Here is a 15,144-nt window from a genome sequence, read left to right on the forward strand (position 1 = left end):
CTATCATGCGCGCTTCCTGTCAGGTCATGCGTCGGGGTCGAAAAGTGCTGGAAATTCTGATGGCTGGCGGCTGGGCGATGGTGCCCATCCTGATCTGCTCGGCGATTGCCCTGGCGATCGTGCTGGAGCGTTGCTGGACGTTGCGTCGCAGGTCGGTGCTGCCGCCCGGGCTGGGCGAGGAAGTGCGCCAGTGGGCGCGCTCCGGTCAGCTCGATCCGGGCCATCTGGAGGCACTGGCCAACGGCTCGCCGCTTGGCGAACTGCTGGCCTCGGCGCTGGTGGTGCGCCGGCAGCCGCGCGAGCTGATCAAGGAGCGCATCGAGGATACCGGCCGCCACGTCGTCCACCGCATGGAGCGCTACCTCAACACGCTCGGCACGATCGCGCTGATCGGCCCGCTGCTGGGTCTGTTCGGCACCGTGATCGGCCTGATCCGCATGTTCATGGAGGTGATGGCCGGCGGCATCGGCGATCCGGCCAGGATGGCCGGCGGCATCGGTGAGGCGCTGATCTGCACTGCCTCGGGCCTGACCGTGGCGATTCCTGCCTACGTGCTGCACCGCTATTTCCGCTCGCGCATAGCCGGCTACCGCATGGAGATGGAGAAGCAGGCGACGGCGCTGCTCGATGACCTGACCCTGACGCCCGCCGCAGGGGTACCGGTGCGGCCGCGGCGCGCGCCGGCGCCGACCGCGCCGAGCGCGGGCTGAGGCGCACCGATGCGTATCGGCAACGACCGCCGCGGCGACGACTTCGAGATCAACGTGATCCCGTTGATCGACGTGCTGCTGACCCTGCTGATGTTCTTCGTGCTGACCAGCACGTTCATCCAGCACTCCCGCCTGCAGGTGACCTTGCCGCAGGCGAGCACGCAGGACCGCGACATGGATACGCCGGCGCTGACCATCATGATCGACCGCGACGGCCGTTTCTACGTCGGCAGCGACGAGGTGATGGGCGAAGGCATCGAGGCGTTGAAGCAGACCATCGCCCGCAATGCAGGTGACGATCGCGCACGCCAGGTGACGATCCGCGCCGACGCGCTGACGCCGAACCAGAATGTGGTCACCGCGATGGATGCGCTGGGCCAGCTCGGCTTCACCCGGCTGTCGATCGCCACCACGCCAACCAAGCCGGGTAGCAGCCAGTGAGCACCGGCGGGACCGGTGTATGGGATGCCGAAAGCCTGCGCATCTACCGGCGCCTGCTGGGCTATACCGGTCGCTACTGGTTGATCGGGCTGGTCACCCTGGCCGGCATGGCGGTGGACGGCGGCGGCCTGGTGGTGTTCACCAAGCTGCTGCAGCCGCTGATCGACAAGCTGTTCGCCCAGAAGGATCCGTACCTGATCTTCTGGATGCCGATCTGGATCATCGCGATCTTCGCGGTGCGCGGCGTCGGCACCTTCGTCAGCAGCTACGGCGTGTCCTACATCGGGCGCAACGTGGTGCAGGTGATGCAGCATGACGTGTTCGGCGCCTACCTGCGCCTGCCGGCGACGTTCTTCGGCGCCGAGGCCTCGGGCCACCAGGTGTCGCGCATCACCTACACCAGCGAACAGGTGGCCTCGGCCTCCACCGATGCGGTGAAGATCGTGGTGACCGAAGGCGTCACCGTGATCGGCTGCCTGTACGTGATGCTGTACTACAGCGCCTACCTGACCCTGGCCCTGCTGGTGATGGTGCCGGCGATCGCGCTGATCGCCACCGTGGTCAGCCGGCGCTACCGGCAGATCAGCTGGCGCATCCAGGGCAGCATGGGCTCGGTCACCGGCACCGTGGAGGAATCGGTGGGCGCGCATCGCGAGGTGCGCATCTACGGCGGCCAGCGGCACGAGTCGGATCGCTTCGACGTGGTCACGCAGCGCACCAAGCGGTTCAACCTGAAGATCGCGGCCACCAACGCTCTCTCCAGCACGGCGATCCAGACGGTGGCGGCATGTGCGCTCGCCGCGCTGGTCTACCTGGGCACGCGGCCGGGGGTGATCGACAACATCTCGCCGGGCGTGTTCGTGGCGGTGCTGACTGCAATGGGCACCATGATGCCGTCGCTGAAACGGCTCACCACGGTGCAGGCGAACATCCAGCGCGGCCTGTCCGCGGCCACCGACCTGTTCGAAGTGATCGACATGCCGCCGGAGATCGACCAGGGCACCCGCGAGCTGGCGCGCACGCGTGGCGACCTGCGCTTCGAGGACGTGCGGCTGACCTACCCGCGCAACGACTTCGAGGCCCTGCGCGGCGTCGACCTGCATTGCTCGCCCGGCACGGTGACCGCCCTGGTCGGCCGTTCCGGCAGCGGCAAGAGCAGCCTGGCCAGCCTGCTGCCGCGCTTCTACGAGCCCAGTGGCGGGCGCATCGTGCTGGACAGCGAGGACTACCGGAACTACACGCTGACCTCGCTGCGCCGGCAGATCGCCTGGGTCGGGCAAAGCGTGGTGCTGTTCGACGACACCGTGGCCAACAACATCGCCTACGGCGAACTGGCCGGCGCCGGCGAGGCGGACATCGTCGCCGCCGCCGAGGCGGCCAACGCGATGGAGTTCATCGCGCGCCTGCCGCAGGGTATCCACACGCCGATCGGGCAGAGCGGCAACACGCTTTCCGGCGGCCAGCGCCAGCGCATCGCGATTGCCCGCGCGATCCTGAAGAACGCGCCGATCCTGGTGCTGGACGAGGCCACCAGCGCGCTCGACACCGAGTCCGAGCAGCTGATCCAGCAGGCGCTGCAGCGCCTGATGCGCGACCGCACCACGCTGGTGATCGCGCATCGCCTGTCCACCATCGAGGGTGCCGACCAGATCGCGGTGATGGAGCAGGGCCGCATCATCGAGCGCGGCACCCACGCCGAGCTGATTGCGCTGAACGGCCAGTACGCCGCGCTGCACCGGATGCAGTTCCACGACCATGCCGTGAACCTCGGCAGCGATTGAGGACGCCCGTGGCGCTGATCGACACGCTCGAATCGGCTTGGTACGGCAGCGGTCACGCACCGTGGTGGACGGCGCCGCTGGCGGCGCTGTACGGCGGCGCGGTTAGCCTGCGCGGCGCGCTTTACCGGCGCGGCTGGTTGCGCAGCGTGCGCCTGCCGGTGCCAGTGGTGGTGGTCGGCAATATCACGGCGGGCGGCACCGGCAAGACGCCGCTGACCATCGCGCTGGCCGAGGCCTTGCGTGAGCGCGGCTACCGGCCCGGCGTGGTCAGCCGCGGCTACGGCGGCCGCCAGCGCGAACCGCTGCTGCTCGGCGACGCGCCTGAGCCGGCGCAGGTCGGCGACGAGCCCTGCCTGATCCGTGCCGGCGGCGTGCCGGCGGCGGTCGGGCGCGACCGCCCGGCGGCGGCGCGGCTGCTGCTGGATGCCGGCTGCGACGTGCTGATCGCCGACGACGGCTTGCAGCACTACCGCTTGGCGCGTGACGTGGAGGTCTGCGTGATCGATGGCGTGCGCCGTTTCGGCAATCAGCGGCTGCTGCCGGCCGGGCCGTTGCGCGAACCGCTGGATCGGCTGCGCCGCGTCGACCTGCGCGTGTGCAACGGCGGTGCGGCCGAAGCCGGCGAGTATCCGATGCAGCTGCGCGGCGGCGAGGCGGTGGCGCTGGATGGCGGCCGCATGCAGGCGCTGGCGAACTTTGCCGGCCAGCGCGTGCACGCGGTGGCCGCGATCGGCAACCCGCGGCGCTTCTTCGACAGCCTGCGCGGGTACGGCATCGAACCGATCGAGCATGCGTTCGCCGACCATCACGATTTCGTCGCGACCGAGCTGGAATTCGGCGACGGCTTGCCGCTGCTGATGACCGACAAGGATGCGGTCAAGTGCCGCCGCTTCGCCCGGCCGAACTGGTGGCGGGTGCCGGTGCAGGCGCAGCTGCCGGACGCGTTCTACGCGGCGCTGGTCGAACGGTTGGGCGGTTTGCGCCGCGAAACGGGTTCGCCGGCCACGTAGACCCGACGCGCCAGGCCGCCGCCGATCCAGTAGCACAGTTCGGCGGGCTTGCGCGCGTTCCACACCACCAGATCGGCGCGCTGGCCCGCGGCGAGCGTGCCGCGATCGCGCTGTCCCAGCGCGCGGGCCGCGTTGACGGTGACCCCGCGCAGCGCTTCTTCCGGGCTGAGCCGGAACAGCGTGCAGGCCATGCCGGCGGCCAGCCGCAGCGACAGCAGCGGCGAGGTGCCGGGGTTGCAGTCGGTGGCGATCGCGATCGGCACGCGCTGTTCGCGCAGTGCCGCGACCGGCGGCAGTTGCGTTTCGCGCAGCGCGTAGAACGCGCCGGGCAGCAGCACCGCGACGGTGCCGGCCTGCGCCATCGCCGCGATGCCGGCCTCGCTCAGGTGCTCCAGGTGATCGGCCGACAAGCCGCCGTACTCGGCGACCAGTGCGGCGCCGCCCAGATCGGACAACTGCTCCGCGTGCAGCTTCACCGGCAGGCCAAGCTGCCTTGCGCGCTCGAACACGCGGCGGGTCTCCTCGCGGCTGAAGCCGATGCCTTCGCAGAACGCGTCGACCGCGTCGACCAGGCCCTCGGCGGCGAGCGTGGGCAGCATGTCGTCGCAGACCAGCGCCACGTATTCGTCCCGCCGGTCCTTGTATTCCGGCGGCAGCGCGTGCAGGCCCAGGAAGCTGGTGCGGACCGTGATGCTCAGTTCGCGGCCGAGACGGCGCGCCACGCGCAGCATGCGGCGTTCGCTGTCCAGCTCCAGCCCGTAGCCGGACTTGATCTCCAGCGTGGTCACGCCATCGGCCAGCAGCGCACGGGCGCGCGGCAGCGATTGCTCGAACAGCTGCTGCTCGCTGGCGGCGCGAGTGGCCTCGACGCTGGAGGCGATGCCGCCGCCGGCGCGGGCGATGTCCTCGTAGCTGGCGCCGTTCAGGCGCAGCTCGAACTCGTGCGCACGGTTGCCGCCGAACACCAGATGGGTGTGGCAGTCGATCAATCCCGGCGTGACCAGCGCGCCGTCCAGCGATTCCACCGTGGCGGCGAGGGCATCCGGTGCATCCGGCAGCTCGTCCTGCCGACCGACCCAGGCGATGCGGCCGTGATGCAGCGCGATCGCGCCGCGCTCGATCAGGCCGTAGGGCGCGTCGCCCGTGAACGTGGCGAGGGTGGCGTTGAGCAGCAGTCGATCCCAGCGTGGGTCGTTCATGGGGTGCCGGTTCCGCGTGGGTGGTGGGATGATCGCAAGAGGCCTGCGGCCGTGGCGCAATTATCGCAGACCGCGTATCCACCTGTAGGAGCCCGCTCGCGGGCGATGCTCTTGCTGCATTCAGAGCGAGGAGCTTTCGTGCGCCTGCGGCAGCCGAAAGCTCTTCGCTCTAAAACTCATCGCCATGAATGCAGCAAAAGCATCGCGCACAAGTGCGCTCCTACAGGTGCTCGTGAACGAAAGCTCGTCGCTTTGAATGCGACAAGAGCAAGAGCATCGCGCGCAGGGTATGTCCCTGCAGCCACCACGGCCGCGTCAGCGCGGCCGCCAGCGCGTCTCATACAGGTCGAAGCGGCGGTCCTTGAGGTTGGTCACCGCGCCGGCGTTGCGCGCGCGAGCCAGGCTTTCCAGGCGCAGGTCGGCGAACAGCACGGTCTCGATGTTCGGGGTGGAATCGGCGGCGATGCCGTCGCGCGCGAACGGGAAGTCGCTCGGCGTGAGGATGCAGCTCTGGCCATACTGGATGTCGAAGTTGTTCACCCCCGGCAGGTTGCCCACGTTGCCGGACAGCACCACATAGCACTGGTTCTCGATCGCCCGCGCCTGCGCGCAGTAGCGCACGCGCAGGTAGCCTTCGCGCACGTCGGTGCAGAACGGCACGAACAGGATCAGCGCACCTTGGTCGACCAGGTAGCGCGCCACCTCGGGGAACTCCGCGTCGTAGCAGATCATCACGCCGATCGGGCCGCAGTCGGTCTGCACGGTGGCCGCGCTGTCGCCGCCAGTGATGTTCCACACGTTGCGCTCGCTCGGCGTGGGGTGCAGCTTCTCGCGCTCATGCAGCGAGCCGTCGCGCAGGCACACGTAGCAGACGTTGTGGATGTCGCCGTTGGCCTGCTCGGTGGGGTGGGTGCCGGCGATGATGTTGATGTTGTAGTGCACCGCCAGCCGGCCGAACAGTTCCTTCACCTGTGGCGTGTAGTGGCTGAGCTTGCGGATCGATTCCACCGGCGACAGCTCGGTGTTCTCGATCGACAGCAGCTGCAGCGTGATCAGCTCGGGGAAAGTGACGAAGTCGGCGCTGTAGTCGGCGGCGATGTCGGTGAAGTATTCGACCTGGGTGGCGAACTCCTCGAACGAAGCGATTCGCCGCTGCTGGTATTGCACCGAGGCCACCCGCACCGAATCGGGCAGCAGCCGGGCCGAGGTGATCGGCGGGATGTCGGGCTGGTCGAGCAGTTGCGGGTTGCGCCAGACCAGATGCACGGCGTAGCCCAGCGACTCGTGGTCGGATGGCACGTAGGCGCGCAACACGCCGATTACTTCGAAATCGTTGGACAGCTGGAAGCTCAGCGTCTGGTCGCGGCGCCTGCCTTCCACCACGGCCTGCACGTAGGCCTCGGCGCTGCCGTAGCGCTGGATGTTCCGCGCCAGCCCGGGGATGCGCCCGCCGAACACGATGCCGCGCAGCTTGAGGTCCATGCACAGGCGCTTGCGCGCCTGGTACAGCCGCTGGCCGATGCGCATGCCGCGGTAGTCCGGGTGCACCACCACTTCCATGCCGTACAGCCAGTTGCCGTCCGGCTTGTGGCGCGAGCCCATGCCGCCGCCGGTGATCTGCATCCAGGTGTGGGTGCTGAGCGCGGTGGCCTCGTCGATGCGGAAGGTCGCGCAGTAGCCCACGATCACGCCTTCGTACTCGACCACGAACTGGCCTTCCGGGAAGTGCGTCTGCTGCGAGCGCAGCATCTCGGCGGAGTGGCCCCACTCGGGCGTGTAGATGCGCGCGGTCAGCAGGACCAGGGCCGGCACGTCGGCCGGGGTGGCCAGGCGCAGCTGCAGTTTTGGGGCGTTCTCGCTGGTCTTGCGGATCATCGCCCGATCATGCCCAGGCCGGCGGCAAACGCGGGTGAAGGGGATTTCACGGAGGCGGTTACACTGCGCAGCATCGCGTACCGGAGCCGATCCATGAATGACAGCACTGCCGTTGCCCACTTCAAGGCCGGCCAGCTATGGCGCGCGCATGGCTGGCAGGCCGATGCGGCGCTGGGCGTGTCCGCCGATGGACGCCTGCTGGCACCGACCGGCGCGGCCGCCGAAGCGCTCGGCCGCTGGGTGCTGCCGGGCATGCCGAACCTGCATTCGCACGCGTTCCAGCGCGCGATGGCGGGGTTGGCCGAGCGGCGCGGCAAGGCCGAGGACAGCTTCTGGAGCTGGCGCGAAACGATGTATGCGTTCGCCGCCACGATCGGTCCGGACGAACTCAAGGCGATCGCCGCCCAGCTCTACGTCGAGATGCTCAAGGCCGGCTACACCAGCGTCTGCGAGTTCCACTACCTGCATCATCAGCCGGACGGCACGCCGTATGCGCAGCCGGAGGCGATATCGCTGGCGCTGATCGAGGCGGCGCGCGAGGCCGGCATCGGCCTGACCCTGCTGCCGGTGCTGTACATGAGCGGTGGTTTCGACGGCCGCGCGCTGAGCGCACGCCAGCGCCGCTTCGGCCATGCGGTCCACGATTATCTGCGCCTGCTGGACACGCTGCGCCGGCAGCAGAACGACGAGATGTGCGTGGGCATCGCGCTGCATTCGCTGCGCGCAGTGCCGGAGCCGGCACTGCGCGAGGTGCTGGCCAGCGGGTTGGCGGCGACCGGGCCGATCCATATCCACATCGCCGAACAGGTCGGCGAGGTACAGGACTGCCTGGCCACCCGCGGCGCGCGACCGGTGGAATGGCTGTTCGATCACGCTGACGTCGATGCACGCTGGTGCCTGGTCCACGCCACCCACCTCACCGCGGCGGAAACCGTGCGTATCGCGGGTAGCGGTGCAGTGGCCGGGCTGTGTCCGACCACCGAGGCGAACCTCGGCGACGGCCTGTTTCCGCTGGCCGATTACCTGGATGCCGGCGGCACGCTCGGCGTCGGTTCGGACTCGCACATCTCGATCTCGCCGGTGGAGGAACTGCGCTGGCTGGAATACGGCCAGCGCCTGGCCACCCGCCACCGCAACATCGGCGCGCGGCAGCCGGGCGACAGCGTGGGCGAGACGCTGTGGCGCGCCGCGCTGCGTGGTGGTGCCCAGGCCGCGGGTCGGCCGGTGGGTGAACTGCGCGACGGCGCGCGCGCCGACCTGATCGTGCTGGACGACGCCTCGCCGCTGCTCGCCGCGCGCGACGCCCGCTCGCTGCTGGACAGCTTCCTGTTCGCCGGCAACACGCCGCTGGTGCGCGACGTGATGGTCGGCGGGCGCTGGCAGGTGCGCGACTTCCGCCATCGCGACGAGGAACGCATCGCGCAGCGTTATCGGCGCGTGGTCGACTCGCTCGAAGTTGCCTGAAGTCATGAACCGGCCCGCGCGCCGCGGTTAGCCTGAACGCCATCGCCGCCTTCGGGCGGTTGCCGGGCGGAGTGCATGCATGGCTGTGGTCGCGCCGTTGCCGGTCGGGGAGGCGGTGTTCCGTGCCCGCGGCCTGACCAAGACCTATCGCATGGGCGAGGTCGAGGTGCATGCCCTGCGCGGGATCGACCTGGACCTGTTCCGCGGCGAGTTCGTGGTGCTGCTGGGGCCCTCGGGCAGCGGCAAGTCGACCCTGCTGAACATCCTGGGCGGGCTCGACGCGCCCACCGCTGGCGAGGTCTGGTACGAGGGGCATCACCTTACCGGCGCCACGGAGCGCGAGCTCACCCGCTTTCGCCGCGAACACGTCGGCTTCGTGTTCCAGTTCTACAACCTGATTCCCAGCCTCACCGCACGCGAGAACGTGGCGATCGTCACCGAGATCGCCGAGCAGCCGATGACGCCGGAGGAGGCGCTGGCGCGGGTGGACCTGGCCGACCGCATGGACCACTTCCCGGCGCAGCTGTCCGGCGGCCAGCAGCAGCGGGTGGCGATCGCCCGCGCGATCGCCAAGCGGCCGGCGGTGCTGCTGTGCGACGAGCCCACCGGCGCGCTCGACTCGGCCACCGGCGTGCGGGTGCTGGAGGCGCTGGAACGGGTCAATGCGGAACTGGGCACCACGACGGTGGTGATCACCCACAACGCGGACATCGCGCGCATGGCGCATCGCGTGCTGTACCTGGGCGACGGCCGCATCGTGCGCGAGGAGCGCCCGGCGCAGCGCACGCCGGCGAAGGAGCTGCGCTGGTGAGCGCGCTGACGCGCAAGGCACGGCGCGACCTGTGGCACCTGCGCGGGCAGGCGCTGGCGATCGCGCTGGTGATCGCCAGCGGCGTCGCCACGCTGGTGATGTCGCAGTCCACCTACGAATCGCTCACCGCGACGCGCGAGCAGTTCTACCGGCAAGGCGCGCTGGCCGACCTGTGGGCGCCGCTGGCGCGTGCGCCGGACACCCTGCTGGCGCACCTGGCGGCGCTGCCCGGCGTGCAGACCGTGCAGGCGCGGCTGCTGGCACTGGGCACGCTGGGTGTGCCCGGTTTCGACGAGCCGGTGCGCGCCGAGGCGGTCTCGTTGCCGCTGGAGGGCGGCCAGCCGCTGCTCAACCGGGTGCAGCTGCGCAGCGGCCGCCTGCCGGCCCCGGAGCTCGACAACGAGGTGGTGGTGGGCGAGGCGTTCGCCGCGGCGCACGCCTTGCGTGTCGGCGACAGCCTGCGGCTGACCCTGCGCGGTCGCCAGCGCTGGCTGCGCGTGGTCGGCGTGGGCACCTCGCCGGAGTACGTCTACCAGAGTCCACCGGGTGCGGTCTTTCCCGACTTCAAGCGCTATGCCGTGCTGTGGATGAACCGCCACGCGATGGAAAGGGCGCTGGACATGGATGGCGCGTTCAACAACGTGGTGCTGCGCCTGCTGCCGGCGGCACGGCCCGCCGCGGTGGTCGCCGGGCTGGACGCCGCGCTGGCGCGCTACGGCGGCGTCGGCGCCTACGGCCGCCACGAACAGACCTCGGCGCGCTACCTGGAAGAGGAAATGCGCCAGCTGCGGACCATGGCGCGGCTGTTCCCGGCGATCTTCCTGGGCGTGGCCGCGTTCCTGCTGCACGTGGTGCTGATGCGCCTGATCGGCACGCAGCGCGAGCAGATCGGCGTGCTCAAGGCGTTCGGCTACGGGCATCGCGCGCTGGCGGCGCACTACCTGGGCATGGCCGCGGCGATCGCGCTGCTGGGCGCGGGCCTGGGCATCGCGCTGGGCGCCGCCCTGGGCAGCTGGCTGGCGCACGTCTACCAGGGCATCTACCGGTTTCCGTTCCTCGCCTATCGGCTCAGCGCCGGGGCGATCGCCACCGGTGCCGCGGTCAGCCTGGCCGCCGCCGCGGCCGGTGCGCTGATGGCGCTGCGCGCGGCTGCCAGCCTGCCGCCGGCCGAGGCGATGCGCGCCCCGGCGCCGCCGCGCTTCGGCCCCACGCTGGTCGAGCGGCTGGGCCTGCAGCGCTGGCTGTCGCAGCCGGCGCGGATGATCCTGCGTGACCTGGAGCGCCGCCCCGGCCGCGCCGCGTTCACCGTGCTCGGGCTGGCGCTGGCCTGTGCGGTGATCATGGTCGGCCGCTTCCAGGGCGATGCGGTCGGCTACATGGTCGACACCCAGCTCAGCCTCGCGCAGCACCATGACCTGGCGGTGACCTTCATCGAAGCGGCGCCGCGGCGGGTGCTGTTCGAGCTGGCCGCGCTGCCCGGCGTGCGCGAGGCCGAGCCGATCCGGACGGCGCCGGTGCGGCTGGTCCATGGCCTGCGCAGCTATCGCACGGTGATCGAGGGGCTGCCGCCGGCGGCGCGCCTGCGCCGGCCGCTGGATACCCGGCTGGGCGTGGTCACGCCGCCGGCCGATGGCGTGCTGCTGACCGACTACCTGCAGCGCATGCTGGCGCTCGAGCCCGGCGACACGATCGAGGTGCAGGCCCTGCAGGGGCACCGCCACGTGCGCGAGGTGCGCGTGGCCGGCTTCGTGCACGAGACGATCGGGGCGCAGGGCTACATGGATCTGGACGCGCTGAACCGGCTGCTCGGCGACGGCGACGTGGTGTCCGGCGTGCTGCTCGGCGTGCTGCCCGGTGCCGAAGCGGACGTCTATGCGCGCCTGGACCGCCGCCCGTGGGTGGCCGGCATCAGCTCGCGGCTGGCCGCGGTGCGCAGCTTCTACGCCACCATGGGCGAGAGCCTGCTGGTGTTCACCTGGGTGGCGGCGCTGCTCGGCGGGGTGATCAATTTCGGGCTGGTCTACAACGCCGCGCGGATCAGCCTGTCCGAACGGGGCCGCGAGCTGGCCAGCCTGCGCGTGCTGGGCATGACCGAGGGCGAGGTGAGCGCGCTGCTGCTGGGACAGCTCGGCCTGCTGGTGGCGATCTCGCTGCCGTTCGGCTTCGCCGCGGGCTGGGGCCTGTGCTGGGTGATGGTGCAGGGCTTCCAGTCCGAGCTGTTCCGCATCCCGATCCGACTGACCACCGCCACTTACGCGTTCGCCGGGCTGATGGTGCTCGGCGCCAGCGTGGTTTCCGCGCTGCTGGTGCACCGGCGCATCGCGCGGCTGGATCTGATCGCCGTATTGAAGACCCGCGAGTGAGGACTGCCTGATGAGTGTGAAGCGCCGCCGCTGGATCGTTGCCGCCGTCGCGGTCGCCGCCGTCGTTGCCGCGGCGTGGTGGGCACTGCAGTCCGCGCCGCGGCCACTCGACGTGGTGGCGGTCACGCGCGGCCCGCTGGTGCAGCGGTTCGAGGAAGAGGGCCGCACGCAGTTGCCGCGGCGCTGGGTGCTGACGGCGCCGATCGCCGGCACGCTGCGGCGGATCGACCTGCTGCAAGGCGACGCGGTGAAGGCCGGGCAGCTGGTGGCGGTGATCGAGCCGCTGCAGGGCGCCCTGCTGGACCCGGCCAACCGCACCCGCCTGCTGGCCGAGGAGCAGGCCGCGCAGGCCTCGATGCAGGCCGCGCAGCAGCGGTTGGCGGCCGCCCAGGCCGATGCCGACCTGGCCGCGCGCGACGCTGGCCGCATGCGCGCGCTCGGCGCGTCCGGCGTGGTGAGCGTGGCCGCGGTCGACGAAGTCGAGGCACGGCTGGCCCGCGCGCGCGCGGCGGCCGCGGCGGCGCAGGCCGAGCGCCGCGCCGCCGGGCAGCAGCGCGCGGCACTGGCGGCGCTGCTGCTCGGCCAGGGCCGCAGCGGCGGGCAGGTGGTCGAGCTGCGCGCGCCGATCGACGGCGTGGTCCTGCATCGTTTCCAGGAAAGCGCGGCGCCGGTGCAGGCCGGGCAGTCGCTGCTGGAACTGGGCGACTTGCGCCAGCTCGAGGTGATGGTGCAGGCGCTGTCGCAGCAGGCGATCGCGCTGCGGCCGGGTTCCCCGGCGCGAATCCTGCGCTGGGGCGGCGAAGGTGCGCTGCCGGCGCGGGTGACGCGGATCGAGCCGGGCGGTTTCACCAAGGTCTCGGCGCTGGGCGTGGAGGAACAGCGCACCCTGGTGTGGCTGGACATCACCGCGCCGCGCGCGCAGTGGGAGCCGCTGGGCGACGGCTACCGGGTCGAGGTGGAGTTCGAGGTGGGGCGTCGCCCCGACGTGCTGCAGGTGCCGTCCAGCGCGCTGTTCCGCGACGGCCGGCGCTGGGCGGTGTACCGCGTGGCCGGCGGCCGCGCGCGGCTGACGGCGGTCACCCCGGGGATGCAGGGCGATGGCGCGACGGAGATCGTGGCGGGTCTGCGCCAGGGCGAACGGGTGGTCGCCTATCCGGACGACCGCATCGCCGACGGCTTGCGCGTGCGCCCGCTGGCCGCCTCGCCGTGAAGGCGCGGGCGCCGTTCGCGGGGAGCGGCCCGTGCGGCGGTCGGGCAATCGGTTTAGCCTGTGTGCGCGTTGCGTGCCGTCGACGACGGTTTTCCGAAAACCACCGGGGGAGAGTCCCATGCAAAGTTCTGCGGATCTGGGCAAGTTGGTGCTTCGTGTCGTGTTGGGTGGGTTGATCCTGTTCCATGGCGTGTCCAAGCTGATCCACGGGCCGGGCTACATCATCGGCGTGGTCACCGGCGCCGGCCTGCCGTCGATGCTGGCCTACGGCGTGTATGTCGGCGAGGTGCTGGCGCCGCTGCTGCTGCTGGCCGGGTGGTGGAGCCGGGTCGGCGGGCTGATCATCGTGATCAACATGCTGGTGGCGATCGGGCTGGTGCACATGGGCCAGCTCGCCACGCTGGCCGACACCGGCGGCTGGGCGCTGGAACTGCAGGGCATGTTCCTCGGCACCGCATTGGCGATCATGCTGCTCGGCGCCGGCCGCTACAGCCTCGGCGGCAGCAACGGCCGCTGGAACTGAGCGGCCTTTCGTCCGCCATCGGTTGACCGGAACGCCCGCCTGTAACGGCGGGCGTTTCGCATGCACTCCACCGTTGCCGTGCCCGGGTGCTTCGCAGGCGCGGCGCGATTTGCCACACTCGACGTTTGGCCCGATGGCACCGCATGCGTACGAATGCCCTTGCCGCGGTGGGACTGGCGCTGTGCTCGGCGCTGTTCTTCACGCTCACCTACGTGCTCAACCGCAGCCTGGTCGCTGGCGGCGGGCATTGGGCGTGGGCGGTGATCCTGCGCTACCTGATCACGTTGCCGCTGCTGGCCGTGGTGCTGCCGCTGCAAGGCGGGCTGGGCGAATTGCCGCGCGAACTGCGCCGGCATGCGCGGCCGTGGCTGCTGTGGAGCAGCGTGGGCTTCGTGCTGTTCGGCGTGCCGCTGACCTGGGCGGCCAGCAGCGGGCCGTCGTGGCTGGTCGCCGGCAGTTTCCAGACCACCGTGCTGGCCGGGCCGCTGCTGGCGCCGCTGATCTATCGCGACGAACGGCGCCGGCTGGCGTGGCACACGCTGGCGCTCGGCGCGCTGATCGTGGCCGGCGTGTTCGCGCTGCAATGGGGCCATGCGCAGGGGCAATTGCACGCCGGCGACTGGCTGGCGATCGGCGCGGTGGTGCTGTCCGCCTTTGCCTATCCGCTGGGCAACCGCCAGCTGCTGCTGCACCTGGAGCATTGCGACAGCCGGCTCAACGCGGTGCAGCGGGTGGTCGGCATGACGCTGTGCAGCTGGCCGCTGTGGCTGGCGTTCGCGCTGGTCGCGTGGTTCGCGGTCGGCCCGCCGACGCTGCGCGAGGCGCTGCTGGCCGGCGGCGTGGCACTGTCGTCGGGCACCATCGCCACCATCCTGTTCTTCCGCGCCACCGACATGGTGCGCCGCGAGCCGACCGCGCTGGCCGCGGTGGAGGCGATGCAGGCGGCCGAGCTGCTGTTCGCCACGCTGCTCGGCGTGCTGTTCCTCGGCGAGGCGTGGCCGCACGGCTACGCCGCGTTCGGCGCGCTGGCGATCATCGTCGGCATCGCGCTGTTCGGCTGGGTCAGCGGGCGCGGTGCGGCCGGGCATGACGAGGAAGTGCGCGCGTTGCGCGGCGACCGCAGTGCCTGAAGGACATGACTGCCGGCACGTGCAGGCATCGTGGCGACGGCGTATCCCGGAACGTTCCGGACCGCCTGCAGAGAAACCCATGCCGACAGACATCCGTCCTTCGCCAAGGCTTGCCGTCCTTTACGGCGGTTTCGTCGCCGGCTCGCTCGACATTCTTGCCGCGGCGCTGATCAACCGGGTCGATCCGCCCATCATCCTGCGCGCGATCGCCAGCGGCCTGCTCGGTCGCGCCGCGTTCCAGGGCGGCTTGCCGGTCGCGGCGCTGGGCTTGCTGCTGCAGTGGGCGATGTCGCTGCTGATTGCGGCGATCTTCGTGTTCGCCGCCGGGCGGATGGCCTGGCTGGGCCGGCGCTGGATCGCGGCCGGCCTGCTTTATGGTGTGGTGGTGTTCGTGGTGATGGAGTACGTGGTGGTGCCGCTGTCCGCGGCGGCGAAGCCGCATTTCAGCGCACTCTCCCTCGTCGAGAACCTGCTGGCGATGCTGCTGTTCGGCCTGATTGTGGCGTTCTTCGCCCGCGGCATCCGGCCCCGCTCGCCCCCGGATCAAGTCCGGGGCAGGCTCTGAGCGGCGCCGGTCACGGATGGCGGGCATTTCGGCGCGAGCTACACTCGCCGCGGACGGGAGCG

The 15,144-nt window shown here is 70.7% G+C and carries 13 protein-coding genes; 11 read left to right on the forward strand and 2 right to left on the reverse strand.

Annotated features, from left to right (window positions below):
* The first annotated feature begins 59 nt into the window (after positions 1-59).
* The 4 genes from RHOOR87_RS0103775 to lpxK are packed head-to-tail and all read left to right on the forward strand — an operon-like array spanning position 60 to position 3,942.
* On the forward strand, positions 60-710 hold the full coding sequence (locus RHOOR87_RS0103775; protein ID WP_027484280.1) for a MotA/TolQ/ExbB proton channel family protein: 651 nt from the start codon (positions 60-62) through the stop codon (positions 708-710).
* A 9-nt stretch (positions 711-719) separates the two neighbouring features.
* Entirely contained in the window at positions 720-1,151 is a 432-nt protein-coding gene (locus RHOOR87_RS0103780; RefSeq protein WP_007508927.1) for a biopolymer transporter ExbD, read from the forward strand.
* On the forward strand, positions 1,148-2,932 hold the full coding sequence (gene msbA, locus RHOOR87_RS0103785; RefSeq protein ID WP_027484281.1) for a lipid A export permease/ATP-binding protein MsbA: 1,785 nt from the start codon (positions 1,148-1,150) through the stop codon (positions 2,930-2,932). Before RHOOR87_RS0103780 ends, msbA begins: the two co-directional genes overlap by 4 nt.
* 8 nt (positions 2,933-2,940) lie before the next feature.
* The gene (gene lpxK, locus RHOOR87_RS0103790; RefSeq protein ID WP_027484282.1) at positions 2,941-3,942 is read left to right on the forward strand and encodes a tetraacyldisaccharide 4'-kinase; all 1,002 of its coding nucleotides are present in this window, start codon (positions 2,941-2,943) and stop codon (positions 3,940-3,942) included.
* Here the strand turns inward: lpxK and hutI are convergent.
* Together hutI and RHOOR87_RS0103800 are read right to left on the reverse strand one after the other, a co-directional pair.
* The gene (gene hutI, locus RHOOR87_RS0103795) at positions 3,879-5,141 is read right to left on the reverse strand and encodes an imidazolonepropionase (RefSeq protein WP_027484283.1); all 1,263 of its coding nucleotides are present in this window, start codon (positions 5,139-5,141) and stop codon (positions 3,879-3,881) included. The two genes, lpxK and hutI, sit on opposite strands and share 64 nt — an antisense overlap.
* A 315-nt stretch (positions 5,142-5,456) precedes the next feature.
* Positions 5,457-7,016 carry a bifunctional GNAT family N-acetyltransferase/carbon-nitrogen hydrolase family protein gene (locus tag RHOOR87_RS0103800; RefSeq protein ID WP_007514892.1) on the reverse strand — a complete coding sequence of 520 codons (1,560 nt, stop codon included), beginning with the start codon at positions 7,014-7,016 and terminating at the stop codon, positions 5,457-5,459.
* A gap of 93 nt (positions 7,017-7,109) precedes the next feature.
* On the opposite strand from RHOOR87_RS0103800, the gene RHOOR87_RS0103805 reads away from it, so the two are divergent.
* The 7 genes from RHOOR87_RS0103805 to RHOOR87_RS0103835 all read left to right on the forward strand — a co-directional run bounded on the left by RHOOR87_RS0103805 (position 7,110) and on the right by RHOOR87_RS0103835 (position 15,082).
* Positions 7,110-8,480, forward strand: a complete 1,371-nt coding sequence (locus tag RHOOR87_RS0103805; protein WP_027484284.1) for a formimidoylglutamate deiminase — start codon at positions 7,110-7,112, stop codon at positions 8,478-8,480.
* A 79-nt stretch (positions 8,481-8,559) separates the two neighbouring features.
* Complete coding sequence (locus tag RHOOR87_RS0103810; protein ID WP_043795343.1) at positions 8,560-9,291, forward strand: ABC transporter ATP-binding protein; 732 nt, start codon at positions 8,560-8,562, stop codon at positions 9,289-9,291.
* Positions 9,288-11,654 carry an ABC transporter permease gene (locus RHOOR87_RS0103815; protein ID WP_027484286.1) on the forward strand — a complete coding sequence of 789 codons (2,367 nt, stop codon included), beginning with the start codon at positions 9,288-9,290 and terminating at the stop codon, positions 11,652-11,654. The genes RHOOR87_RS0103810 and RHOOR87_RS0103815 overlap by 4 nt, the downstream gene beginning before the upstream one ends.
* 10 nt (positions 11,655-11,664) lie before the next feature.
* Positions 11,665-12,864 (forward strand): efflux RND transporter periplasmic adaptor subunit, encoded by a 1,200-nt coding sequence (locus RHOOR87_RS0103820; RefSeq protein WP_027484287.1) that lies wholly within the window; start codon positions 11,665-11,667, stop codon positions 12,862-12,864.
* 118 nt (positions 12,865-12,982) lie between these two features.
* Positions 12,983-13,387 (forward strand): DoxX family protein, encoded by a 405-nt coding sequence (locus tag RHOOR87_RS0103825; protein ID WP_007511037.1) that lies wholly within the window; start codon positions 12,983-12,985, stop codon positions 13,385-13,387.
* A gap of 143 nt (positions 13,388-13,530) precedes the next feature.
* The gene (locus RHOOR87_RS0103830) at positions 13,531-14,517 is read left to right on the forward strand and encodes a multidrug resistance efflux transporter family protein (RefSeq protein ID WP_027484288.1); all 987 of its coding nucleotides are present in this window, start codon (positions 13,531-13,533) and stop codon (positions 14,515-14,517) included.
* A 79-nt stretch (positions 14,518-14,596) separates the two neighbouring features.
* Positions 14,597-15,082, forward strand: coding sequence for a hypothetical protein (locus RHOOR87_RS0103835; RefSeq protein WP_027484289.1), 486 nt, complete (start codon positions 14,597-14,599; stop codon positions 15,080-15,082).
* Positions 15,083-15,144: the final 62 nt, after the last annotated feature.

This window comes from Rhodanobacter sp. OR87, from assembly GCF_000473345.1.
Taxonomy (GTDB): domain Bacteria; phylum Pseudomonadota; class Gammaproteobacteria; order Xanthomonadales; family Rhodanobacteraceae; genus Rhodanobacter; species Rhodanobacter denitrificans.

Bases quoted from the DNA above. Each gene is read 5' to 3' on its own strand.
- RHOOR87_RS0103775 (WP_027484280.1), top strand. From the start codon at position 60: ATGGCTGGCGGCTGGGCGATGGTGCCCATCCTGATCTGCTCGGCGATT.
- RHOOR87_RS0103830 (WP_027484288.1), top strand. From the start codon at position 13,531: ATGCGTACGAATGCCCTTGCCGCGGTGGGACTGGCGCTGTGCTCGGCG.
- RHOOR87_RS0103800 (WP_007514892.1), bottom strand. From the start codon at position 7,016: ATGATCCGCAAGACCAGCGAGAACGCCCCAAAACTGCAGCTGCGCCTG.
- RHOOR87_RS0103805 (WP_027484284.1), top strand. From the start codon at position 7,110: ATGAATGACAGCACTGCCGTTGCCCACTTCAAGGCCGGCCAGCTATGG.
- RHOOR87_RS0103835 (WP_027484289.1), top strand. From the start codon at position 14,597: ATGCCGACAGACATCCGTCCTTCGCCAAGGCTTGCCGTCCTTTACGGC.
- RHOOR87_RS0103825 (WP_007511037.1), top strand. From the start codon at position 12,983: ATGCAAAGTTCTGCGGATCTGGGCAAGTTGGTGCTTCGTGTCGTGTTG.
- RHOOR87_RS0103820 (WP_027484287.1), top strand. From the start codon at position 11,665: ATGAGTGTGAAGCGCCGCCGCTGGATCGTTGCCGCCGTCGCGGTCGCC.
- hutI (WP_027484283.1), bottom strand. From the start codon at position 5,141: ATGAACGACCCACGCTGGGATCGACTGCTGCTCAACGCCACCCTCGCC.
- RHOOR87_RS0103780 (WP_007508927.1), top strand. From the start codon at position 720: ATGCGTATCGGCAACGACCGCCGCGGCGACGACTTCGAGATCAACGTG.
- RHOOR87_RS0103810 (WP_043795343.1), top strand. From the start codon at position 8,560: ATGGCTGTGGTCGCGCCGTTGCCGGTCGGGGAGGCGGTGTTCCGTGCC.